Consider the following 25893-nt stretch of genomic DNA (forward strand, 5'->3'; position numbering starts at 1 on the left):
AATCTTCACCTTAGGGCTACGCGGATCACTCGCAGCGCCCGCTCGGCCAATCTAAACGCCAGTAACAAACGCCGTGTTCATCTTGCAGCACATTAATGCTCACCACGGCCGCCACGGGTAAATCGAGTTGACTGTAAAAGCCCACCGCCCGCTCAACCCCAAGGGCGCGCGCCATTAAGTGACGGATCACTCCGCCGTGGGTCACGACCCATACTTTGGCAGCCAGTTCGCCCGCACTCAAGCTCACACCCGCTCCCACAGCCAGCTCGGCGTTATGTGAGTCGACGGTCAATCGTTCAAACTCGGCGGCGAGTATCTGGTCAATGGCGCCATTCACCCGCGACTCGAAGCTTGCCATAGTTTCCCCATTGGGCGGCGGTGTTTGCCAAGGGTTTTGCCAATAGGCCGCTAAGCGTTCGCCCTCTTGCTGATAAAGCTCATCGAGCCGACGACCGTCCCAATCGCCAAAGTCGATTTCCTGTAAACCCGACAAAAACTGCGCCTGCAATGGCCTTGACTCAGATACCAGCACCGCCGTCGAATGCAGCTCGGCGGCAAAGGCTTGGGCAAATTCGCCGCAGCGGCGTGAAGTCGAACTATAAATCGCGCTGCAGGTACTTGCCTGCGCCTCAACAGCAGCCGACATTTGCTGCCAGCCCTTTTCGCTTAAAGGCACATCCACACGGCCGCGTAAAATGGCGCCGCCTTCACACTCGCCGTGGCGTAACAATAACAATCGAACTTGTTTCATCGTATTCCTATGTCTATCACTCATGGCAAATTTTGTTGAAAACCCACATTAGACCCGTCGTCCTATATACTCAATTACGCCCTAGCCCTGCAAATAGCCTAACAACTAGCCCTAAAAAAAGATCCGTTAAACTGGGTGAAAAGTGCTGATAGGACTCAATTGTCGTCAGTCAATTTTGACCTTGCCCTGACAATCATAAGTCGCGTATTATGGACGTCTATACGTTTAAATGTCCAAAAATAAACTCTAACGATAAATAACTAAAACGAGTAGTCAACATGTCGACCGATCAGAATGGAATGCACTTAGCATAACTAAGTTAGCTAATTTAGATCACTAACTAGGGTCGATAACGAGAGCCGATATCTGGACTGCACAACACGCTTTACCCTGCACTTAGCATAACAAGGGTCGATGCTTGGACTTAACTTAGCTGTATTTAAGGTAATTATTTATGACGATACCCTCTACCAAAGCCGGCCAGATATTGGCAGACATTCGTAAACAGCTTGCTGAGCGCATTCTGATCTTAGACGGTGCCATGGGCACTATGATCCAAGGCTACAAACTGGAAGAAGAGGACTATCGCGGCGAACGCTTTAAAGATTGGCACACGGACGTCAAAGGTAACAACGATTTATTGGTGTTGTCGCAACCCCACATCATCAAACAAATTCACACCGACTACTTAAACGCCGGTGCCGACATCATTGAAACCAACACCTTTAATGCTACTACTATCGCCATGGCCGACTACGATATGCAGTCGCTGTCCGCCGAAATTAACTTAGCCGGCGCCCGCCTCGCCCGTGAAGCCTGTGATGAAGTGTTTGCGGCCACAGGCATTCCACGCTACGTCGCCGGTGTGTTAGGCCCCACTAACCGTACGTGTTCAATTAGCCCTGATGTGAACGATCCAGGCTATCGCAACGTCAGCTTCGATGAGTTAGTGACTGCTTACAAAGAATCCACTAAGGCGCTGATTGAAGGCGGCGCGGATATCATTATGGTCGAGACCATATTCGATACCTTAAACGCCAAGGCCGCACTGTTTGCAATTGAATCGGTGTTTGATGACTTATTTGGTCAGCATTCGAGTGACCGCTTACCTATCATGATCTCGGGCACTATTACCGATGCCTCAGGCCGTACCCTTACGGGTCAAACCACCGAAGCCTTTTATAATTCCCTGCGCCATATCAAGCCATTATCTATCGGTCTTAACTGTGCACTCGGACCAAAAGAGCTGCGCCCGTACGTCGAAGAATTATCCCGCATCAGTGAGTGTTATGTATCGGCGCATCCGAATGCTGGCCTGCCGAACGAGTTTGGCGGTTACGATGAAACCCCAGAAGACATGGCAAACGTGATCGAAGATTGGGCGCGCGAAGGCATGCTCAATATTATCGGCGGTTGCTGTGGTAGTACCCCTGAACATATCCGCGTGATCCGCGAAGCGGTGAGCCGTCACGACCCGCGTATTTTGCCAGACATTCCGGTAGCTTGCCGCTTGGCAGGTTTGGAACCACTGACTATCGATGCCAATACACTGTTCGTTAACGTGGGTGAGCGCACCAACGTCACAGGCTCGGCCAAGTTTTTAAAGCTGATCAAAGAAGGCAAGTTTGAGCAAGCGCTCGATGTCGCCCGCGAGCAGGTCGAAAGCGGCGCGCAGATCATCGACATCAACATGGACGAAGGCATGCTCGATGGCGCCGAGATCATGCACAAGTTTTTAAACTTGATTGCCTCTGAGCCCGACATCAGCCGCGTGCCAATTATGATCGACTCCTCTAAGTGGGAAGTCATCGAAGCTGGCCTCAAATGTATTCAAGGCAAGGGCATAGTTAACTCTATTTCCCTCAAAGAAGGCGAAGCCAAGTTTATCGAGCAAGCAACACTGGTGAAACGCTACGGCGCGGCGGCCATTATCATGGCATTCGACGAGCAAGGTCAGGCCGACACTAAGGCGCGTAAAATCGAAATCTGTACCCGCGCTTATCGGGTGCTGGTTGATAAGGTCGGCTTTCCGCCAGAAGACATCATCTTCGACCCGAACATTTTTGCCATCGCCACAGGTATCGATGAACACGACAACTATGCAGTCGATTTTATTGATGCCATCAAAGCGATTAAAGCCACCCTGCCCCATGCAATGATTTCGGGCGGCGTGTCGAACGTGTCGTTCTCGTTTCGCGGTAACAACCCAGTGCGCGAGGCGATTCACGCGGTATTCCTGTACCACGCCATCAAAGTCGGCATGGATATGGGCATAGTCAACGCGGGTCAGTTAGCCATTTACGACGATATCGATCCTGAGCTTAAAGTACGGGTCGAAAACGTGGTGCTTAACTTGCCTTGCCCAGTCGAAGGCTCGAGCAATACCGAGCAGTTACTTGAAATCGCGGAGAAATTCCGCGGTGATGGCGCACAGGTGGGTAAGAAAGAAGATTTAGAATGGCGCAGCTGGCCGGTGAGCCAACGCTTATCCCATGCGCTCGTCAAAGGCATTACCGAATTTATCGATGAAGACACCGAAGCCGCTCGCCAAGAAGCGAAACGTCCGCTGGATGTGATTGAAGGCCCGCTGATGGATGGCATGAACGTAGTCGGCGACTTATTTGGCTCGGGCAAGATGTTCCTGCCACAGGTGGTGAAATCGGCGCGGGTGATGAAAAAAGCCGTGGCTTACTTAAACCCCTATATCGAGCTTGAAAAGGTCGAAGGCCAATCAAATGGCAAGATTTTGATGGTGACAGTAAAAGGCGACGTGCACGATATCGGCAAGAATATCGTCGGCGTAGTGCTCGCCTGTAACGGTTTTGAGGTATTCGATTTAGGCGTGATGGTGTCGGTGGAGCGAATTCTCGACGCAGTGAAAGAACACAATATCGATATCATCGGCATGTCGGGCCTCATCACACCGAGTCTGGACGAAATGGTGCATAACGTGAAAACCTTTCACCGCGAAGGCTTAACCATTCCGGCGATTATCGGCGGCGCCACTTGCTCTAAAATCCACACAGCGGTGAAGATTGCGCCCCATTATCCCCATGGCGCTATCTATATCGCCGATGCGTCCCGCGCCGTGCCTATGGTGAGTAAACTCATCAACAACGAGACTCGCCAAGCGACCATAGACGAAACCTATGCCGAATACGACGACATGCGCACTAAGCGTTTATCCCAAGCCAAGCGCAAAGAAATAGTGTCACTCGAAGCGGCCCGTGAAAACCGCTGCCAACACGATTGGGCCAACTACACCCCGTTCACGCCAAACGTGCTCGGGCGCCAAGTGTTTGATAATTATCCATTAGAAGACTTAGTGGAACGTATTGACTGGACACCGTTTTTCCGCTCGTGGGAACTGCACGGCCATTACCCTGAAATCCTCACCGATAACGTGGTCGGTGAAGAAGCACAAAAGCTGTTCGCCGATGGTCAGGCCATGCTCAAACAAATCATCGAAGAAAAGTGGCTCACGGCGAAAGCCGTTATCGGCTTATTCCCAGCCAATACCGTCAATTACGACGACATTGAGCTGTATACCGATGAGTCGCGCACCACAATTGAAATGACCACACATCACCTGCGGATGCAGCTGGAACGTGTCGGCAACGACAACTTCTGTCTATCTGACTTTGTTGCGCCAAAAGGCTCAGGCGTCGCCGATTACATGGGCGGCTTTGCGGTGACTACAGGCCACGGCATAGACGAACATGTGGCGCGTTTTGAAGCCAACCACGACGACTACAACGCCATCATGCTCAAATGCTTGGCCGACCGTTTAGCCGAAGCCTTTGCCGAGCGGATGCACGAACGCGTGCGTAAAGAGTTTTGGGGTTATGCGGCCGACGAGCAGTTAAGTAACGAAGCCTTAATCCGTGAGAAATACAAAGGTATACGCCCCGCACCGGGTTACCCCGCTTGCCCAGACCACACAGAAAAAGGCTTGTTATGGGACTTGCTCAAGCCCGATGAAACTATCGACTTGAACATCACCGAAAGCTACGCCATGTTCCCCACAGCGGCAGTATCGGGCTGGTATTTCGCTCACCCGAAATCGCGCTACTTTGGCGTGAGTAACATAGGCCGCGATCAAGTGGAAGATTATGCCAAGCGCAAAGGGATGACTGTAGCTGAGACGGAGAAGTGGCTGGCGCCAGTGTTAGATTATGATCCTGAGTGATTGGGATCTGCAATCACCCGCAGGGCTTAAACTTTCAAACTTCGTTTGAATTAAGCGTTAAAGTCGTGGGGCTTCACCCCACACCCGACCAAGGAGGACTGCTCGTCCTATCCTCCTTGGATTCTCCCTTGCCGAACAACGTCCTTGTTTAACTGCCAGTTCGCCATCCCTAGCTCTCGTTCGTAACGCTGCTACGCAGCACTCACCCTAGCGAAGTTACATGCATTGATTAGTGGCTTCGTGCTTATTCGAAAATAGCTAACGCTTCCGATAGGGCGTCCCTTCGCTACGCAGACGTCCTATCTGCGTCACGCTCTATCCTTTTAATAAAAAGTCTTCAACGCCCTTCAGCAACTTCGCAGGGAATCGGTGAACTTCTGTGACATTAGAGTTAACTTTTCGCATTGAAAGAATTATGCCAACGCCACAAGCCTTATTACCCTCAACTTACCAATTTATATAGTAGACTCAAGCTTATTATTGATACTTCTATAAACTAAATATAAGTGAGTCAACTCAACCAAAGCAAAGTTAACTATTACGACGGTGAAACATTGCAGATCACCCATAGACCATAGGTTAAATAAAAAGAAAACTTCTAGATATCGAAATTTAGACCACCTAAAGTAATTTGACGGATAATCTTTGCCTATAAGCATAGGTAACACTTTAAAATTAAAAGTGACTGCAATAACAATATATACACAAAGCATGCTAAGTAACGAAAATAATAATTTAAAGCTAAAAATATTCATCTGCATAAAAATCGATTCAGACTTAAATTCAACTATCAAATCAACTGCAAGGCCGATAACAAGTGTCAAAGCAAGGACTATGCTCATACCCAAAAACTAATTTTTTTCATAAAACTCTTAAATCATCCCTAAAATAAATCAATAAACACAGTCAGCGAAACATCTTGAAAGTAAAAATTAACCAAATAAATTCAACCTATTATACTTTTTCATAAGTATATTAAAAACAAAGAACAAGGTCAGAAACATGAGTGTTTTTACAAAGATATCAATAAAACGTAATGGACTCATCCCGCCAGCTAATAACACATCGAAAACAGGCAGTGATGGCAGCACAACAAATGTAAAAAATGAAGTACCTAACACAGAGTAAATAAAATACCTTGGATACCCAACTCGATTAATAATCAAAGCACATGCTAAAGAAAATATGATCATCAGTGGAAGATGTATCCAAAAGCAAAATACAACCATCGCCAAGTTTTCACTTAACGCTTTTACATTGAAAGATAACAGTAAATCCCACCACCATTTGTTATCGACAGACAACCAACTTCCATGCATAAATATCGACACAGCTATGCCGAAGATAATCACTAAAAACTTCAATTTACCTCCAATAAATCTGCTCTGTTTCGAGTTATTGCAAACCTTATCTTTTGAAATAAATAACAAAATCAAAGTCGTGGAATTCCATTCCACACCAGGGCAAGAAGGGGATCAACAGCAATCCCCCTCTTGCATCTCCCCGTGCCGCCCCTAGCGAAGTTACATGCATTAGTTACCTGTCTCATACTCCAATAAAAATCGCCTAACGGCTCAGATGGCACATCCATGTGCCCCCGAGCCTGCGCCATCATCCATGATGTCGCCACGGCATTTTTATCTGCGTATTTCGACAACTTCGCAGGGGATCGGTGAACTTCTGTGGCATTAGAGTTAACTTTTCGCATTGAAAGAGCTATGTCTACTCCGTATTTTTTGCTAATTATTCGATCGTGGATATAAAAAGCTTAGTACAGGATTTATTACATTAACAAATGAACTAGAACGATTTAGTGAGCTAGCTATTGTTGCAACAAAACTATCTGCTGAATTAAACTGAGAACCACCACTCTTTATTCCCTTGTAATAGTTCAATACAAACTTTTGAAGCAATACCTTTAACATTTTACCTGGCAGGTCATAAGCAACAACACCGGATGATTCGAAATTTTCAGAGAAATAATTGTCCATTTCAATTTCAGTAACATCTTCTGGAATTAGTCGAGATATTAAAGAATCGATACTGGCACAACAAAGCCCCCACGCAGGTGGATGCATGTGAATAATAGCATCACTCCAGGAGTGGCGCTCACCATTTAAGGTCGGGCTTATGACCCTTTGATAATAGAAAAGAGCAATAAGTAATTTTTTTGCTGAGATCTCAACCTCAGCGTAAAATATTGATAAGTCAAAGTTATCCCTAACATCTTGATACTTTAATCTCAATGCGATAGATAAAGCTGCACTTAATGCCTCTTCACAAATTAAATAATTTTCAATTGAATACCTATTTAAACTCACAACTTTTTCAGAACTTAGCTTTCCATCAAAATCTTTATCTGCAATACATATAAAGTTATTAGAATTACACTCAACAATAAGTTCTTTAATATTTGATTTACCACCAACATGAATAACATCCCAATTATCCAAACCTTCTCCAGGTAAAATAGAAAGGATTACAGACTCATATATAGGAACATCATCTACCCCCTCAACAACAACAAACTTTATTTCACTTTCCATCCTAATTCTAAGTACATTTTCATCAGGTGTATAAACTGGAAATGCTGACATCAATTACAAGCCCCTAGATCAATTTTATTAGAGTTTTTAGGGATAATTGCTGGAGAATGTGTAGCAACAATAATTTGTGATTTTGGGGATAACTCTAAAATCGATGGCAACATCATTCTTTGCCAAGATAGATGTAACGATAACTCAGGCTCATCCGCAATAAAGACTGAACCTTTGTCTTTAGAAAGTGCAGCTCGCCCTAATATTGCTAAAATATGTTTTTCCCCAGAAGATAAATCCTTGAGCTTCACAGGTCTAATACCTGAGAAAATTTTAAACTCACCATTTCTTTCCAACTTGAAAAACTTATTATTCAGAAATTTATTTACAATATTCTCATAGTCACCGAACAAATCCCACAAATGATTTCTATCAGCCTGCAGGTTTTCAACATCAATGATAACAGAGGTAAACCTTTGAAATAAAGCTCTAGAGACCAAGACATCAACAACAGAATTACTTAAATCCATATCAGCTTCTGCAATAATATCGATACTAGCTCCTGACTCTTTTAAACTTTCGCGTAACTCATATAACTCCCTAGATTTATCACCAAGTTCAGAAAGTAACTTGAAATTGCTTTCAAGTTTTGATTTTGGCACAGATAAACCTGCAGATTCTAGTTTATCAAGCAACTCTTCATTATAACTTTCCTCATTTGAAAAACGTTCACTTTTAATATTCAAGCTATTTAACCCATCTAAAGACTCCTTATCAATTAGAAACTTCTGAATTATTTTAGATTTAAAACTCTCAAGTTTTTTTGTATCTTCAACTCTGTAGTCATCAGCTAATAGCTTGAATTGCCTTTCAATCTCAAAAAGTACTGATGTACTATGGTCCATAGAACTAAAATCTTCACCATCATTCATAGCAAATTCATGTTCATACATATCAATAGAAGGAGGTGATGTTCTCATTCTTAACAAAGGTACGTGAGTAAGGTTAATTAATCCTCTCAACTTACTCCTTAAAGAATTAAATTTCCTTCCTCGACTCATTTTCCCTGCGTAGTATTCAATGTTATCTAAATCATAATCAAATGAAGTTTCAACTTTATCTACTTCATAAACAATAGTTCTTACTTCCTCATCAAATAAATTGCCTTCATCATTATCAGGCAAGTCTTTCAACACTTTAGATATTGAGATATCAGAGTCTACTCCGGAGTCATTGGATATAGTAATTGACAAATATTCAAAATTAACACCCATTAAAACTAACAGATCGGTTTCTAAACCAGCAACGATTAAGTTTATCAATGTTGTTTTACCAGTACCATTATCTCCAAACAAACAATTGGAGCCTTTTTCAAAGTCAATAATATAATTATTATCATCTTCAAAAAGCCCTACAACCATTACTTTCCTAATAAAACTAATCACAAATACATCCTTAAATTTAAGAAAAAACTAAGTAAGAATAAATACTGCGCAAATAGGGCTATAATACCCGCCTACCAATCACCAGTACTTTCAATATTTATAACTGCCGCACTAATCGTTGTGAATCATACGCCCTATCAAATTCTGCTTTTGCATCGGCTTTGTGGTTGATGCAGTTGACCATGTGTTCGTCGGACTTAAAGTTTTTACAGTCTTCGGGGACAAGATAATACTTGCGCCATGCTTCGGCTTTGCGTATTCGAGCGGCCTCGTTTTGCTTGGCTAGTCTGGATTTTTCAGCCGCATTTTGCTGTAACTCTTGCTGAATCTGATACTCAGCAAGCTGGCGATCTTTCGCAGCCTGCTGGCGAGCAAGTTCCGTTTGCTTTTGTTGCATAGCAAACTCATTAAGCCCCTGTGTCAGGCGGTATTCGACATAACTCAAATAGCCAATTCGCACTAATAAAGTGACCAAACCCGCTAACAAGATACCCAACGTAATTTGTAAAACTGATTTCATCCCTAACTTCCAAAGTCCATTACTATTCTGAATTGTTATTTTTTAATCAGAGAACATAAATGCTAAGGGCTACACCCAAATTGGCATTGTTGCACCAGTGACCTTCTAAAACATGGATGTTTTAGTAGAGCCTACAGGGATGTATTCACGGCGAGTCACTGGTGTAACAGTGCGAAAGCCTGCGGCAAGCAATTAGCTGCACTGATAATTGGCAGAGATATCAATGCCCATTAGCTACCCAGACAAATCAGCACTATCAAAACGTTTCAACTTTGTCGTTCGACAAAGCTTCCCCATTGCTACCGCACTTCGCCAACACCTGTCAGCCAAGCCATCAATTAAAACAAGGTCGCACTAGCTCAAAACGTCAACTGCTGAACATTGGGCAAAATGCCAATAAGCACTATGGCAACAAGCATAAGTGCCAAAGCATATTCACGAATTTGCAGGAGGAGTTGGGTATCTAAGAAAGAGAAAAGACACATCGTCCTGATGCAAGTGACTCGAATCGCGGGTACGCGATTAAAGCTCATCCTTGTTAAAAACCTAAGATAGCGACATAGCGTACACTTGTCTATAACTTTAGCATTACAAATCAAGTAATTAAGCAAGCACTGATTTAACAATGTCGATATGACTGCATGTGACTAAACCTGTCGCCATCAAATAGCACTATCGCTTGATCTTGCAGTGGCATGAATTCTTACCGTGACGGGCGGTTTGGTTTTGGCAAGCGAGCCAATTTCGACATGCAAATAAGCCCCAATTGAGCTCATTGCTCAAGGGCTTAGAGTAAAGGGCTCTGAACAAAATTCCGCCATAACGTAACTGAGTTGAATCACAGTGCGAACATCACTGTAGAAGCCTGATAACACAGGTGCTACACACGGATTTAGCTTGATTAAAACTGCGGCGATTAACCGCCTAAATTTGCATTTTCAGCCCTACATGCTAACGTGGCTAATGTAAATTTACATTCAGTGTTTATCAAAGTTATGTCGCAACAATCAATAAAAAGTCGATCGACAACAAGCCTATATCGGGCGATACCAAGCAGCGCGGCTGATATGACACGGAAGCACAACTGAGGTTGAGATATGGAACCATCTAATACATCACGCCGGACCTTTATTAAGCAATGTGTGATTGGCGGGGTTGCCGTATATTCGGCCCCTTTGTTGTGGGAAATGAGTCGCGCGAATGCGGCGATTGTCTCCACTGAACTGGCAGCCCAATGGCAAACTCAGGTTAATGGTCAATCCAAACCTAAGTTTCGTAATGACGGCATAGCGAAAGTCACAGGCCAAAAGGTCTATGGCCGTGATTACCGCGCTATGGACATGGAGGGCTGGCCCAAGCAGCAAGGTTACGCTTTTATACTTCGCGCCGCCGATGCCTCCCATGTTTATCAAGGCTTTTCCCTCGACCACCTGCCCGCATCGGCTAAGCCCTATAAAGTGATCACTGCGGCCGATCTGGCCCGTGATAAGGTCAAGCTGCCTGATTTTTACGGTGACAACATGTTGCTGGCCGAAGGGCAAACCGCCGACTACTTAGGTCATGCGGTGGCAATATTGTTGTTCGACAGTTTCCCCGCTTTTAAGCAAGCTAAGTCCTTGCTGCAATTTGATCAGACCTTACTGCGCTTTGGTGAGCAAACGCCGTTTGTGTCAGACTCGAAAGACCCTTACGCCAGCTGGCGTTTGATTCGAGTTGAAGGTGAAGATGGCGCAAGGGAAGATAAATATAGCCCGCTCCACGATGGGCTATTTTTCCCCAGCGTAAAAGATCGCAAGCCAGAATGGTTAGGCAATCCGAATGCCAAAGGGACAGTGTCTGAGCGCGGACTTTATTATGCGGGTGAGATAGATAAGCAGATTGCTAGCGCCCAAGCCAATCAACAATGGCAAGTGTTAGAGCGGGAATATCGCACCCAGATCATCGATCCTATGATGATGGAACCCGAAGCCTTTAACGGCTGGTTTGACGCAACTAGCCAAACATTCCATACAGTGATTACCTCGCAGTCGCCGCAGGACTTTCAAGAGATGGCAGTGCACATGCTGTTATCTGGCCCACTGGCAGGCAAGGTAAAACATCTGGTGGTGCACTCGCCCTATATCGGCGGTGGATTTGGCGCGAAAGACCATTCGATATTCCCCTATTACGGCGTGCTCGCGGCCATTTATGCCAAGGGGCCAATCCGACTCGCCAATGACAGATTCGAGCAATTCCAGTCTGGGCTTAAACGTCATCCGTTCATCATGAAAAGCCGCTTAGCGGTGGATAAATCGACCTTAAAAATCCAAGCCTTAACTTCGCAGATGACAGTCGATGGCGGCGGACGAGTCAACTTTACTCCGTCTGTGACCTCGGTTGGCGCAACAGCGATGCAAAGCATTTATTACACGCCGCGCAACGATATTATCGCCACCGCCTATGCGTCGCGTAACCCAGATGCGGGGTCGATGCGTGGTTATGGCACGCTGCAATCGATGACGGCGATGGAATGTATGATCCACGAGATAGCCGACGAGCTAAAGGTTGATCCCTTTAAACTGCGCGCCGCCAACGTGATGGAATCCGGCCAGCGCAATACTCAAGGCGCAATTCCTAACGGTACTTTACGTTACCGCGAAATGCTCGAGATGGCCGAGCAAGCTCCCGTGTGGCAAAACCGCGCGGTGAATAAAAAGGACTATGAGGCCAAACATCCGGGGATGCGTTACGGCGTAGGTTTTGGTATCGCCACCAAAGATTATGGTACGGGTGCAGCAGCGCCAAGTGCGGCGGTTCGCCTAGCTAAAGACGGTAAAATCACCCTAGAAATCGGCTTTATCGAAATGGGCACAGGCACGCAAACCTCCCAAGCCGTTGTGGTCAGCGATGCCCTCGGCAACTTTGCCGATGAGGTAAAACTCGCCGAAGTGGATATTTGGGATGCGATGCAATTAGTGCAAACCGATAATCCTTATATTATTTCGCAGCAACGCCAAGATGAAATGGCGGCCAATCCACGCTGGACGCCCGTTAAAGCCATGGCATCGTCGGCGTCTATGTCGGCCTATTACCAAAGCCATGTCACCCGCATAGCCGCCGATATTATCTATCGCCACGGCCTATGGCCTGCGGCGGTCTCGATTTGGAACGAGTTGTATTTTAATACCCCAATGGGCTCAACTAATTTGCATAACTCACGGGATGGTCGCTGGGTCGATGGCAAGTTAACCGCCTTGGGCTTTCCGCCATTGTCGCTGGATATTCTCGCTAAACGCGCCCACGACATGGGCTTAGTGGTCGGCGTGATGGGCCATGCCTTTAATCGCTGGGCCTGGGCCGAAGCCGATTTCGACATTCTTGGCACTAAAGAGCGTTTAGCCTTGGATGCGCTGGCGCTGCAATACGGCGAAGGTAACGCGACGTTTGCGGCAACTTCTGACACGACTATGAGTATCAAAGCGCGCCAAGCCAGCATGAAGTCTAACGGCTATCACTTGATCGATCGTCAAGCCATGAGTTATCCCAAGGCCGAACTGAACAATGCCATGGTGACTTACTACGCACCCTGCGCCACTTTGGTTGAAGTCGCCGTAAACGAAGGCAATGGCGAAGTCACGCTGCTGAGTTCTCATACTTGGTTAGAAGCGGGCAAAGTGATCGTTAAAGAATTAGTCGAAGGGCAAATTCAAGGTGGTCTGGCGATGGGAATAGGCCATACACTACATGAAGGCTTACCGCCATTTGAAGCAGGTGCAGGCAATGGTACCTGGAACCTCAATCGCTATCAGGTGCCGTTAGCGCGGCATGTGGGCGTATGGGATCAACGCCATACCATATTGCCACAGTTATCTGATAACGATCCCAGCCGAGGTATCGCCGAAGTGGTGATGATCCCTGTGGTCGCGGCACTGATTGAAGCCGTGTATCAAGCGACCCATGTCCGCTTTTACGATTTACCTATGACAGCGAAAAAAATTAAGGAGGCCATGGCATGAGCCAGTCTATTAAACTGACCATTAATAACCAAGCCGTAGGCCCGATTGAAGTCGCCGATGGTGTGATGATGATTGAGTTTCTAAACGAATACTTGAACCTCACAGGTACTAAGTTTGGTTGCGGCGCGGGCGTATGCCACGCCTGTACTGTGATCGTCGACGACGAGCAAGGCATGAGCGAAGTGGTGCGTACCTGCATCAATGGTGTAGAGCGTTTTAATGGTAAACGCGTCCGCACTGTCGAAGGTCATGCTAGACAAAACTCCCTTGGCGAAATCACCGCCCTAAGCCCAGTACAAGAGGCTTTTTTAGAGCATTTTTCGTTTCAATGTGGCTGGTGTACCTCGGGCTTTGTCAACGAATCGACCGCGCTGCTTGAGCGATTAGAGCGACAACCTATCGCTAAAGATCAAGTTGAAAAAGTCGTTGAAGATGCTTTGAGTGAACACGTATGTCGCTGTACTGGCTACGTAAAATACTATGCGGCGGTCAAAGATCTGATCCTCAAAACTAAGGGGCTAACCCTGTGATGACATCAGCCAATCTGCGCCATTTCTCGCGCTATTTCCCGCACATTAGTAGGATAAAAAATCTGTTGAGCCACAATCTACTCCTGAGTTTAGGGCTAGGTTTGCTCGCCTGTTCCAGCAGCGTTGCCGATGAAGGCGGCAATACAACAAATAGTGACATCGAACGCGGCGCGTATCTGATGAAGATAGGCGACTGTGTGGCCTGCCATACTGCGGTAGGCGGGCGCGAACTCGCAGGCGGTTTACCGTTCGAAACGCCCTTTGGCGCTGTGTACTCGACCAATATCACTTCTGATAAAGAAACCGGTATTGGCAAATACAGTTACGAGGACTTTTTTGATGCCATGCACCACGGTGTTGGCGTCAACGGCAACCTCTACCCTGCTATGCCCTACACGTCATACAGCCTGCTGACGGACGACGACACTCAGGCGATTTATGCCTATTTGATGAGTACTAAACCCATCAAGCAAGCTAACCGCGACAATGATGTTTACTTTCCGTTTAACCTGCGTTTTGGCCTAAAAGCTTGGAACTTAGTCGCCCACGATGCTAAGGAATTTACCCCGAGCAAGGAAAAAAGCGAGCATTGGAACCGCGGTAATTACTTAGTCAATGCCCTAGGGCACTGCGGTGAATGCCACACCCCAAGAGACACGATGTTTGCCATGGAGCAGGACAAGCACTTTGAGGGCGCGATTATCGAAGGGCTAGAAGCATCGGACATTCGCCCCGCCGAGCTTAACAGGCAGAACTGGACCCATGAGGATCTTAAGTCGCTGTTTACTGAAGGCTATTCCCGCAAAGGTACAGTCTTTGGCGGCATGTATCCCGTGGTGTATCACAGCTTCAGCCACTTAACCGATGATGATATGCGCGCGGTAAGCAGTTATCTGCTCGATACCGACGAAGATATTAAACCACAAGCGCTCACCTTTAACGGCCATAAACCTGAACTGCCAGGTTATACGCTTTACAAAGGTTACTGCGCCGGTTGCCATGGTCAAAATGGTGAAGGTCGCCCCAACGTCGCCCCCGCGATGGCAGGTAACGCCACCTTAGATAAAGCGAGTCCCCATAATATCGTCGCCGTGATGCTAAAAGGCATTAAGAGCCAGCATTACAACCTCACCACCAGCTTTTATGCCATGCCGGGATATGCTGATGAGTTAAGCGACGAGCAGATTAAAGACTTAGCCAATTACCTAAGACTCACCTGGAGCACACAACCCGGTAATCTCGATGTGAAGACCATCCAAAGCTTGAAAGAAGTGATCCTCGAGCACGAATAACCCGCATGGATATGTGGGAGATTAAAAATAAAAGCCGACGCTAGCGTCGGCTTTTGCTTGATTGATATAGAGCACGAAAATCTGTCAGTCAACGGCGTTTATTCTCAATAACCACGCAGTCGAGTATCGAAGAAGGCTAAGCTGCGCGCCCATGCGAGCACGGCGGTGGCTTTATCGTATCGTCCTGTTGAGTCGTTATGGAAACCGTGATTCACATTCGGGTAAAGATAGGCGACATAATCGGCTTTATTGGTTTTCAGTTGGGTTTCGTACTCGGCCCAAGTGTCGTTCACCCGCTGATCGAGCCCAGCAAACTGCAACATTAGCGGCCCTTTCACGCGGCTACGCAGCTCTGCAGCAGCAGGCGTGCCATAGAAAGGTACACCAGCATTAAGCTCATCGGGAATCGTGGCGGCCAGCATATTGACGATATAGCCGCCAAAGCAAAAACCTACGGCACCGAGTTTGCCATTGCTTTGAGGATGGGCTTTTAAAAACTGCGCAGCGGCAATAAAGTCTTGCTCGATTTTGGCTCTGTCTAAACTGCTTTGCATGGCGCGGCCCGCATCGTCATTGCCCGGATAACCACCGAGGGAATAAAGTGCATCGGGGGCGAAGGCGATATACCCCTGCGCCGCTAATCGGCGAGCAACATCTTCGATATAGGGATTTAGGCCACGGTTCTCGTGCACCACCAATACCACGGCGGCTTTTTTAGTGGGATCTAAAGTCTTGGGCTCACCAGCGGCACTGCCCGCGAGCAATAATTCATTGGGTATCACTAAATAGCCGCGCCCTTCACCGTAACCATTGGGCGAGGGAAATTTAACATAGCTGGCTTGAATACTCGGGTCGTTAAACGACACTTGTTCGGCAAGGGCATAGTTCGGCATGAGTGCGCCCGTGAGCGTTGTCAGGGTAAACCCTAGCGCCACCAGTCCGGCGAGCCGCCCCATAAACTCACGGCGGTCGATAATGCCGTGGGCATATTCGTCATACCAGTCAAAGGCTTCCTGCGGTATCGGCTGCACTTTCTGGGCATGCATCTGACTTGTTTCTGCTACGGCTTGCTTGTCTTGCTGTGTCATCGTTATTCCTCCGTTGAACAAGCTAACCACAGGTCACTTCCCTAGCTTGTGGGTGTTAAGATTTAACTCAAGAGTAAAGGAAGAATCGTACTTAGGGCAACTGACTTTAACGTGTGCTGTTTTGTAAGCTTGGTTTGAAATAACACACGATTGGCACAAACGGCTGTCGGTTAAGGCTAGGCTAGCTTAAAATAGCGATTTAGATTCTAGAGGGCTTGGCGTGATACAACATAGAGCTAGCCAGATGGTGATATTTCACACTCTGGTGACCAGTGGCAGTTTTACCCAAGCGGCAGCTAAGTTAAAAACCTCGACCTCCTATGTCAGCAAACAAATTGGCGCGTTGGAAGCCGAGCTGAACTTACTGTTAGTGCAACGCACTACTCGCACCTTAGTGTTAACTGACGCTGGCCAGCAATTCGCGCGTTATTGTGAGCAAGTGTTTGAAGCAACGCAAAATGCCGATGCCATGATGCTGGATGCCCGCGACGACATTAGCGGCACGATTCGCCTCGGTTCTTCCCAATCCTTTGGCACCTTACACATCATCCCCGCGCTGGAAGTGTTGCAGGAAAAGTATCCCGAATTACGATTTGAGCTGAGCCTGTTCGACCATAAGGCCGACATGCTAGAGGAAGGCCTCGATCTGTGGATCACTAACCATGAACAGCTGAACGAAGGTTATATCGCCCAGCACCTCGCCGAGACTAACTTTGTGGTGGTTGCCTCCCCCGATTATTTGCTCAAGCACGGCATCCCGCACCATCCACGGGAGTTAGCTCAGCACAATTGTGTTATCTATCAAAGTAAAAGCCGTAATTATGATCGCTGGAGTTTTGCTAAGGATGACCTTGAGCAAACCGTCAATGTGGCAGGCAATTACCGTGTCGACTTAGCCGAAGCCGTGCGTAATGCCGTGATTGCAGGGCGAGGCATAGGCTATGTGGCCACGTATTTACTCAGTGATGAATTTCAAAGCGGCAAGCTCATCCAACTCTTACCCGATTGGAAACCGCTGCAACAGATGCCCGTTTATGTGGTTTACCCAAGGCGGCGCCATTTACCGACTAAGTACAAAGTAATTATCGAATGTTTAAAGTCCCATATCGGCCACCCGCCCTACTGGGATAAAAAGCTCAAACCTTGGTTAGGTAAGACTGTCACCTAAGCTACTGCCACTTAAGCTGCATTTCAAACCTGCACTGACTACTGCACCAGCCTAAAGTCGTCTGTGGCGTGATTTCGATTATTGCCGCAGACACAAATATTATTTCCTCTGGGCAACAGTAGCCGAAATTTATTTTATTCTCCTTCATAAACAGCAAGTTAAACTGTTGCTATTTTCAACACTTTTATCGTAACAGCCCAGTAACGCTCTCGACTTGCCCTTACGCTGACTCGGCCTACAATGCGCGACTTCTTCTATCACTCAAAAGAATAAACCCATTATGACCGCGATATTAGGCATGATTAGCATCTTGTTTTTTGCTTGGTTACTGTCAGTGAACCGCAAGAACATTCCCTACCGCACTGTGATTTTAGCCCTAGGCTTACAAATTATATTTGCCCTGTTAGTGCTCTACGTCCCTGCGGGTAAGGCCGTATTGCAATCTGTTACGGCGGGCGTGTCGAGCGTGATAGCCTATGGCAACGAAGGGATTGGTTTCCTGTTTGGCGATCTCGCCACGGGTAAAGTCGGCTTCGTATTTGCGATCAATGTGTTAGGTATCATCATCTTCTTCTCGGCGCTGATTTCAGCTCTATACCATATTGGTCTTATGCCTAAGGTGATCAACATTATTGGTGGTGGTCTGCAGCGTTTATTGGGCACGGGCCGCGCCGAGTCTTTATCTGCCACGGCGAATATCTTCGTCGGCATGATTGAAGCGCCGCTGGTGATCAAACCTTATTTAAAGCACATGAGCGATTCGCAATTCTTCGCGGTAATGAGCTGTGGTTTAGCCTCAGTCGCGGGCGGTACCTTAGTGGGATATGCCGCTTTAGGTGTCGATCTTAACTATCTGATTGCCGCTGCCTTTATGTCGGCCCCCGCGGGTCTGTTGATGGCAAAAATCCTCATGCCACCCAACGAAAATGACAAAAACAATTCAGATGAAATCACCTCAGTCGAATTGCCACGCGCCACCAATGTGGTTGAAGCCTTAGCCGATGGCGCTATGTCTGGCATGCGGATTTCTGTCGGGATTGGTGCCACTCTGCTGGCCTTTGTCAGTGTTATCGCCCTACTGAATGGCATGTTAGGCGCTGTGGGCGAATGGTTCGGTTACCAGTTAAGCTTCGAATTCTTGCTCGGTTATCTGTTCGCCCCTATGGCGTGGCTGCTGGGTATTCCTTGGCATGAAGCCATTACTGCGGGCTCACTGATTGGCCAAAAAATCGTGGTGAATGAGTTCGTGGCCTTCATCCAGTTAATGAAAGTCGAAGACCAACTGAGTGCCCATTCTCAGGCCGTTGTGACTTTTGCCCTGTGTGGTTTTGCGAATATTTCAACCATGGCAATTTTGATCGGTGGACTGGGTAGCATGGTGCCAGAGCGCCGCGAATTTATCGCCCGTAATGGTTTTCGCGCCATTGCCGCTGGCGTATTCGCTAACCTGATGAGTGCGGCAATCGCCAGCGTGATCCTCTCGCTGTAACTTGTTTTCGATAACAGCTTTCTGTCCTCGAGTATCAATCACTGATCTCGAGCATCGAAATAGAAACAGCGGCTCCCAGCGTAAACCCAAATCAAGCACGCCTTGGTTTGGGTTTTGCTTTATCCCCCGCTTAATTATCCGCTTAAGCTCGTCTTTACTGCCGCAAGGCCTAAACCTCGTCGCAAACAAAATAAGCACGGACAGTCTCTTACCTTGCTTACTCGCCTTTATGCTCACATTTTGATGACGTCGTTTTATTGCCTCAGATAGTTTTTGTGTATAATGTCGCCAAACCAAGATTAATACATTTACATTTCAATAACATGCGCAGCCAAGGGAGCACAAATGGCCACAGGGAAATACAAGGCAGTTCACGCCGCAATCGCACTGACAGTGGCAAGTATCACACTCTTGTTAACCGCCTGCGATGACTCAACGACGTCCTCAGAATCGGTTACGACGAATATACCTGCAGATCGCGAGTATCAGATTATTTCTACCATAAGCCTCAACGATGGTTTCGAAACTCGCAAAGTGTTGCAGGCACGATTACTGCTGAATTACCAATTACAAAATCCAGAGGGTAAGGCGGCCAGCTTAAGAGCACCGTTAACCAACAACGCCCGTTTTTTTATCCAACCTAACCTGCTGCAAATTAGCGATTATGGCATGCCGATCCCGGTGAGCAATATTGACCCTAAAGGCAAGTCCAATGAAATCGTTCAGTTGGTTAAAGACGGCTTTAATGTGGAATTTAACAATGGTGAAGTCCGCCAACTGACTCCCATTGCCAAGATAGATCAAAAAGATATCAAGGAGTTATTTGAGCGCTGGCAAAATCTTAATCACTTGTTTAAACAAGCCCCAACCTTGCCTGTAGCGCTTGAGCCTAGCGTTGGTTATAGCATCAACGCCCCCATGGATGGGCGCTTAACTTGGACGGTTGAGCAGGTCAGTGAAGATAAGTTGATCGCCGTATTACAAGGGGAGAAAGACAAGTATAAGGCCTATGGCAAGTTCGAAGTTAACCGCAAAACAGGTTGGTTAGAGAGCATGGCGTTTTTTCAACGGGAAGAGCGCCAAGGGCGTACTTTCACCCACCGAACCGTAATGGCGCCTAAGGATCGCCCTTACATCATGAGCACGCTTTGGCATGCCGATGATAGCTTTGATGCTGAGCGCGATAGGGATGATCGGCAAAAGGAGCTGTACCGCATTAGCGATATACCGCAGGAATATCGCCCCAATAATGAGGCATTTATACAATCCTTATTACCTGATCAACAAGGTATTTTAGATAATCTTGGCCCTTGGGGCACTGATACCCCTGAAGATCTGCAATTGCGCTTTGTCCACAATATGAGTCCGCAATATGTGGAAGCCGATGTGCGTTATGAAGACTTAACCGCCTATGACGCAAACGGCAAACCGATTGACATTCACTTCTGGCAGCACGGTAAAGGTTGGGCGAGGAATTACCATCCCTCGATTGAGTCTTCAACCGATATTATTGCGACTGGGTGGGATAACACAGCGAATAAACTCAAACAGATAGACCATATTACTGCCAAGCTAACACTTATCCCACAGACGAATAAGATAGTCGAAAAGTCGTGGGATGAACTGCTGGCAACACCTTACACGGTTGGCGATGCCAGCCTAACAATCCAAGTGCTCGATGCCGAGGCGAAACTCTTTAAAGTCGTGTCAAAGCAGAGTGAGGATCAGAGTATTAATCTGCCTTTCCAACAATTTAAAGGCATGATGGCTGAGGCCCGTCGCGAAGGTAATTATCCCTCTTGGCTAACGGCGACGGAAAAGGAGCTGCTAGAACAATTGATTGGGGCCGATGAGAGCCATCACCTCACCAGCAACGCACTGTTACTCAAGCTGGATGAAATTCCTAAAACCCTGATGTTAATTGAGCAACAACCCCAGCCGGAGTTGACTCAAACCAAAACGATCCGCTTTGTACAATTTAGCGACTACAACAAAAATCTGGCGAATCCTCCCACCGAGTTTGGTAACGCTGGCCTAGGTAGCTTTATCAATCCGGCGCTAGATGCTGCAAAAAATGAGTTCAGTACGATCCAAGGGATAAAACCTGTAACTGACAATGGTCATAATCTGTATATTCCCATGTCAGCTGCCTTGGCAACCGCCTGCAAACCTGAAATAGATCAAGGTTTTAATGAGGGTAAAAATCCCGTCACTTGGCAGTTTGATCCCAACGCCCCAAACGGGGCAGCCTATAGTTTGATGACCCCAGACCGCGTGCGGCAGTTTTTCTACGATAAACAGATCAAGGGCAAGATCCATTGCCAAGGTGATATTCACTGGCAGCCTTTAGAACTGGCTGTAACCGACCGCCCTTGGTTAATCGATTTAGAGTCTTGGCTGACGCAAACCGGATATGGCAATGAGCCGAGTAGCGATCTTAAAAATTACTTTAAGGTCGAAGATGCCCAAGGCAATCTGTTAAGCATTCGACTCCCCGAAAATACTGAGCAGCGGATAAACGAGGTGCTGGTCGATGGCCGTTATTTGAGTATTGCAGGCCCCGCCGCCAAGGTGAGTTATATGACTATCTCTAAAGACCCCGTCAATATCCCCTATGAATTCACCTTTAAACCTTTGCCATAAAAAGGAGCGGTTATGCGTCTATTTACAGTAAATCGGCTCCTTGGAGCACTCGTACTTATCAGTGCTAATGCCAGTGCAGACAGTGTGCTACTCGATGAACATTGGAATGTCGTCAAAGATAAAAAACAGGCTCAGTACTATTTAAAGCTATCGACTGAAATGATCGATGGCAATTATAAGGCTGAGGTCTATTACAAAAACAAAGATATGCTTTTCTGCGCCAGCGCCCTCGCCGATAACAAGATCGGTAAAAAAATCACCAGCGAACAATTTCGCGGTGCGTATCAATGTTACTTTGAGGATGGCAAACCGTACGAGCAAGGCTTTCGTAACGAGCAAGGCCAACTTCATGGCTTGCTTAAAAAATACATTGCCACCGGTCAACTGTATGTTGAAACGCACTATGAAAATGGCGTGAAACAAGGCCTAGAAACGAATTACTGGGAAGGCGGCAATATCCGTTACAAAGCGAGCTATCAAAATGGCAAAGAAGTAGGCATAAGCGAACTCTATGATGACGAAGGCAAACTTAGAGGCAAAGTCTGTAAAAGTGGCACCTGTGTCACCCAATACTATGACAATGGCAACTTACACCTCGAAATCCCCATGGTGGATGGGCTCAAACATGGCAACGAAACGAGTTGGGGCTTTGGTAAACTGCTTTCGACCCAAGCTTATGTTAAAGATAAAAAACAGGGGGATTATTTTGAATACTTCCCGGATGGCAAGGTCGAGCGCCACTACCAATATCAAGCTGATTATAAGGTCGGTGAGCAGCTGACTTATTATGAAAATGGTCAGATCAAATTAAAGGAAGTCACCAACGATAAGGGTGATGTCCTCCAAGCTATCGAATACGATGAACAAGGGCAAATTAAAAAAACCACAGACAGCAAATACCAAGGTAATAGCTGGGTTTATCGTAAACAGCAGCGCTATCGCGATGACCAATTGATTGAGACTCAAGAAGAAGACAAACTCAAAAACTGGTCACTCTCCGAAACCTTCAAAAAAGGCTTGTTAATCGAGCGCCAGGAGCGACTCAATAAGCAATTGAATGGCTTACAGATAAAATCTTTCGACTACAACGATGTCATCACCCTCTCCCGCGAATATTATCAGGCGGGTAAGCGTGAAGGCGCCTATGAAACGGTAAAAATTGAGCCTGCCACAGGGAAAACTCAGCTAGTAGAGCAAGGTCAATATGCCAAAGATAAACAAGCAGGTACTTGGAAGAAATTTCAAGATGACGCCACCCTCACCTATAGCCACGATGATAATGGTGAGCTCCACGGTGAATACCTCAACAAGACCAACTCTGGCCAGTTGCTTGAATCTATTCACTTTAAACATGGCAAGCCCGATGGTTTAGTCCAGCGTTACGCCAGTAACGGCCAAGTGTATGAAAAAGGCGAATACCGTAATGGTGAACAGGATGGCGATTGGATATTTACCGATGGTGAGTTCGGTTTTCGCCCAATACCCAACCCTGAAAGACGCTATTGGTATGGTCGCTATGACCAAGGCAAACAAGTCGGCTATTGGGAATTGCGCTCATCAGAAGACTATGTGCTCCAAATCGCCAAATATGACGAACTAGGCAGGCTTGATGGTAAACAATACGAGTTTGAGGATCATGGCTGGATACGGGTGATTAATAGCTACCATAATGGCCAGTTTTTAAATCAGGAAATGCCACCCCCCGTGGTCACTTCTGATGATGTTTTCCCTCGGTTTTAGCTTAAGCCTAGACGCTGTGCACTGCATTGAGTGCACAGCGCAATAGATAAACCAAGCAGTTTAAAATTAGGATTCTTATATAGGCCGCACATACCTTGGCCTTAAGACCCAGAACAAGGAATCAGCATGTTCAATACCCCATTTCGCGTGATTAGCCTAGCCATTGCAGGGGCTAGTATAGTGAGTCTCCATGCGCAGGCAGCGCAAAACCTCTCCTCCATGATGGTCGAAATTCGTCAGCAAGACGGAATACCCAGCTATTACAATCTCGCCACTGGCATGCCCTTAAATGGCGATATCGCCATAGTCCGCGATAACCAAGGATATACCTTAGGGCAGTTTTCCGAAGGGATACCTAATGGCAAATGGCAAGTATTTCATACTAATAACAGCAAGCTTATCGAAGGAAACTACCTGCAAGGTTATCAAGATGGCACTTGGCGACTGTTCGATTTAAGCGGTGCAGTCACAGAGGAGCAGCAATTTACCAAAGGCGTGCCCACGGACGAATGGAAGGAATACAACAGCAGCGGCCAACTCACCCAAACAACGCGCTATAAAGACGGTAAAAAAGAGCAGGTAAAACGCTTCTATGCCAGTGGTAAACTGCAAGCCCAAGAAAGCTACCTCGATAACCTGCGCCACGGTAAATGGGAAAGTTTCTATGAAAACGGCACCTTATCCCAAAGCCAAAGCTATGCGAACAACCAACTCTCCGGCCCCTATTTAGAGCAAAATCCCGATGGGCAAGCCTCTGTGACTGGCCGCTTCGATGCCGAAGGTCGCCGCCAAGGATTGTGGGAAACCTTCTTCGACGACGGAACTAAATCGAGTGCCAGCCAGTTCAACCTTAATCAGCTCGATGGTGAAGAACGGACGTTTTACCCCAATGGCGAACTCGCTAGCCTCTGCCAATATAAGGCAGGGCAACGCCAAGGCAAGTGTCAGCAATTTAACGATGCGGGTAAATTACAAGTTGAAGAACAGTATGTTAACGACGCTTTAGATGGGCAGCAGCAATATTTTAATGCCGAAGGAAACCTCACCAGCGATCTCAACTATAAGCAGAACCAACTTGCCGGTACGCAAAAGTATTTCTACGACAACGGCCAACTTAAAGAACTGCGCAGCTATCAAGACTCAAAGCTGGCTGAGAATGGCCAGTATCCGCTTCATGGCCCATCGGAGCGTTATGATGCCGAAGGTAATTTACTCGAAAAAAGCCACTACGACATGGGCATTCGAGATGGGCTATTTGAGCGCTATAGCGCAGGCAAACTGCAATCTTCTGAGCAATGGCAACAGGGGCAGCGACACGGTGAATCACGCCGTTACCATAGCAATGGTCAACTGCGCAGCTTAGATGAATATGTCGAAGGTAAACTGACGGGTAAATCCGAGTCCTACTTTGAGGATGGCACTGTTAATGAGCGGGGCAAACGCATTAATGGTCAATGGGTGGGTCAATATGAATCCTTTTATGACAATGGCAAACCTCGCGAACTCGCCCATTACGCCTCGGAGAAAAAGGAAAATGCCAGTCGTTATCCGCTCGATGGCCATTTTGCCCGTTGGTATGCCAATGGCGATCCTAATGAAGAAGGCGAATATCAAAACGGCAATAAACAAGGCTTATGGATCCAGTACAGCGAAGGCCAGAAACAGCGGGAGCAAACCTTCGCCGATGGCAAACTCAATGGTGACTACATAGAGTATTACCACGGACGTCGCCGTGTGGCAGGGCAATATCTCGATAATCAAAAAACGGGTCTGTGGATTGACTACCGCTACGAAGAAAAAGACCCGACCTATGGCGCTATTCCAGAAGGGAATATCCAACAAAAAAGCCATTGGCAGGAAAACAAGCGTCACGGCGTTAGGGAGTTTTACAGCTTTAAGCAAGTGGTTTTCCGCTCCGAAACCTATGATAAAAATGACAAAACAGGCCCGTATGCCGAATATTATCCCAATAATGGCCAGCTAAAACTCAGCGGCACTATGGATAAAGGCAATCAAACTGGACTATGGGAAAGCTGGTTTGAGGATGGAATACAAGCGGCCAGCACTGAGTTTTTAGACGGGCAAAACCATGGTCAATCGAAGGAATACTACAGTAACGGCCAACTCAAACTAGAGGCCACTTATGCCAAAGGCTCGTTCGATGGTCAGGTTAAACAATATCACCAGAACGGTAAACCACAACTCGTTGAAACTTGGGTAAAAGGCCAAAAAGAAGGCGATACCAGCTATTATCACAATAATGGCAAACTAGCCGAACAAGGGACATATCTGAGGGATCGCAAGGAAGGTCTATGGCAAAGCTTTTGGCCTAATGGCGAAAAACGCACCGAAGGCAGTTACATCAGCGACCGAGAATCAGGGGATTGGAATCACTATGATCAACTCGGTAAGCTGATTAAAACCGAGCACCACGGCTAACGTAGAAATGGGGTTGGGGATTACAGCGATCTAGCTCAAATATTTATCCTTAACCCCAAATCTAAAA

15 protein-coding genes are annotated in these 25893 nt (G+C 46.8%); 9 read left to right on the top strand and 6 right to left on the bottom strand.

Features of this window, described 5'->3' with window-relative positions:
• Nucleotides 1-25: 25 nt before the first annotated feature.
• Nucleotides 26-751 (bottom strand): histidine phosphatase family protein, encoded by a 726-nt coding sequence (locus Q4Q46_RS02670; RefSeq protein ID WP_311905148.1) that lies wholly within the window; start codon nucleotides 749-751, stop codon nucleotides 26-28.
• Between the two features lie 454 nt (nucleotides 752-1205).
• On the opposite strand from Q4Q46_RS02670, the gene metH reads away from it, so the two are divergent.
• On the top strand, nucleotides 1206-4940 hold the full coding sequence (gene metH / locus Q4Q46_RS02675) for a methionine synthase (protein ID WP_311905149.1): 3735 nt from the start codon (nucleotides 1206-1208) through the stop codon (nucleotides 4938-4940).
• A gap of 932 nt (nucleotides 4941-5872) precedes the next feature.
• Here metH and Q4Q46_RS02680 read toward each other — a convergent pair.
• From Q4Q46_RS02680 to Q4Q46_RS02695, 4 genes are all read right to left on the bottom strand, one after another.
• Nucleotides 5873-6304 (bottom strand): hypothetical protein, encoded by a 432-nt coding sequence (locus tag Q4Q46_RS02680; protein WP_311905150.1) that lies wholly within the window; start codon nucleotides 6302-6304, stop codon nucleotides 5873-5875.
• Nucleotides 6305-6679: 375 nt separating this feature from the next.
• Nucleotides 6680-7537, bottom strand: a complete 858-nt coding sequence (locus Q4Q46_RS02685) for a DUF4435 domain-containing protein (protein ID WP_311905151.1) — start codon at nucleotides 7535-7537, stop codon at nucleotides 6680-6682.
• Nucleotides 7537-8922 carry an AAA family ATPase gene (locus Q4Q46_RS02690; protein ID WP_311905152.1) on the bottom strand — a complete coding sequence of 462 codons (1386 nt, stop codon included), beginning with the start codon at nucleotides 8920-8922 and terminating at the stop codon, nucleotides 7537-7539. The genes Q4Q46_RS02685 and Q4Q46_RS02690 overlap by 1 nt, the downstream gene beginning before the upstream one ends.
• Nucleotides 8923-9019: 97 nt before the next feature.
• Nucleotides 9020-9442, bottom strand: coding sequence for a hypothetical protein (locus Q4Q46_RS02695; RefSeq protein ID WP_311905153.1), 423 nt, complete (start codon nucleotides 9440-9442; stop codon nucleotides 9020-9022).
• Between the two features lie 1097 nt (nucleotides 9443-10539).
• On the opposite strand from Q4Q46_RS02695, the gene Q4Q46_RS02700 reads away from it, so the two are divergent.
• From Q4Q46_RS02700 to Q4Q46_RS02710, 3 genes are read left to right on the top strand one after another with little or no spacing between them, the layout of a single operon-like run.
• Entirely contained in the window at nucleotides 10540-13437 is a 2898-nt protein-coding gene (locus Q4Q46_RS02700; RefSeq protein WP_311905154.1) for a xanthine dehydrogenase family protein molybdopterin-binding subunit, read from the top strand.
• Nucleotides 13434-13967 carry a (2Fe-2S)-binding protein gene (locus tag Q4Q46_RS02705; protein ID WP_311905155.1) on the top strand — a complete coding sequence of 178 codons (534 nt, stop codon included), beginning with the start codon at nucleotides 13434-13436 and terminating at the stop codon, nucleotides 13965-13967. Before Q4Q46_RS02700 ends, Q4Q46_RS02705 begins: the two co-directional genes overlap by 4 nt.
• Nucleotides 13967-15259, top strand: a complete 1293-nt coding sequence (locus Q4Q46_RS02710; RefSeq protein WP_311905156.1) for a c-type cytochrome — start codon at nucleotides 13967-13969, stop codon at nucleotides 15257-15259. Before Q4Q46_RS02705 ends, Q4Q46_RS02710 begins: the two co-directional genes overlap by 1 nt.
• A gap of 104 nt (nucleotides 15260-15363) precedes the next feature.
• Here Q4Q46_RS02710 and Q4Q46_RS02715 read toward each other — a convergent pair whose 3' ends face one another.
• Nucleotides 15364-16347, bottom strand: coding sequence for a dienelactone hydrolase family protein (locus tag Q4Q46_RS02715; protein WP_311905157.1), 984 nt, complete (start codon nucleotides 16345-16347; stop codon nucleotides 15364-15366).
• A 220-nt stretch (nucleotides 16348-16567) separates the two neighbouring features.
• On the opposite strand from Q4Q46_RS02715, the gene Q4Q46_RS02720 reads away from it, so the two are divergent.
• From Q4Q46_RS02720 to Q4Q46_RS02740, 5 genes are all read left to right on the top strand, one after another.
• Nucleotides 16568-17515: a LysR family transcriptional regulator gene (locus Q4Q46_RS02720; protein ID WP_126491273.1), complete on the top strand. Its 948-nt coding sequence runs from the start codon at nucleotides 16568-16570 to the stop codon at nucleotides 17513-17515.
• Between the two features lie 280 nt (nucleotides 17516-17795).
• Nucleotides 17796-19004, top strand: a complete 1209-nt coding sequence (locus tag Q4Q46_RS02725; RefSeq protein ID WP_012088411.1) for a NupC/NupG family nucleoside CNT transporter — start codon at nucleotides 17796-17798, stop codon at nucleotides 19002-19004.
• A 345-nt stretch (nucleotides 19005-19349) separates the two neighbouring features.
• Nucleotides 19350-21647 carry a hypothetical protein gene (locus Q4Q46_RS02730; RefSeq protein ID WP_311905158.1) on the top strand — a complete coding sequence of 766 codons (2298 nt, stop codon included), beginning with the start codon at nucleotides 19350-19352 and terminating at the stop codon, nucleotides 21645-21647.
• A 12-nt stretch (nucleotides 21648-21659) separates the two neighbouring features.
• Nucleotides 21660-23387, top strand: a complete 1728-nt coding sequence (locus Q4Q46_RS02735) for a toxin-antitoxin system YwqK family antitoxin (RefSeq protein ID WP_311905159.1) — start codon at nucleotides 21660-21662, stop codon at nucleotides 23385-23387.
• Nucleotides 23388-23513: 126 nt separating this feature from the next.
• Nucleotides 23514-25826 carry a toxin-antitoxin system YwqK family antitoxin gene (locus Q4Q46_RS02740; RefSeq protein WP_063883780.1) on the top strand — a complete coding sequence of 771 codons (2313 nt, stop codon included), beginning with the start codon at nucleotides 23514-23516 and terminating at the stop codon, nucleotides 25824-25826.
• Nucleotides 25827-25893: the final 67 nt, after the last annotated feature.

It is taken from the genome of Shewanella vaxholmensis (assembly GCF_031932135.1).
GTDB classification, from domain to species: Bacteria; Pseudomonadota; Gammaproteobacteria; order Enterobacterales; family Shewanellaceae; genus Shewanella; species Shewanella hafniensis.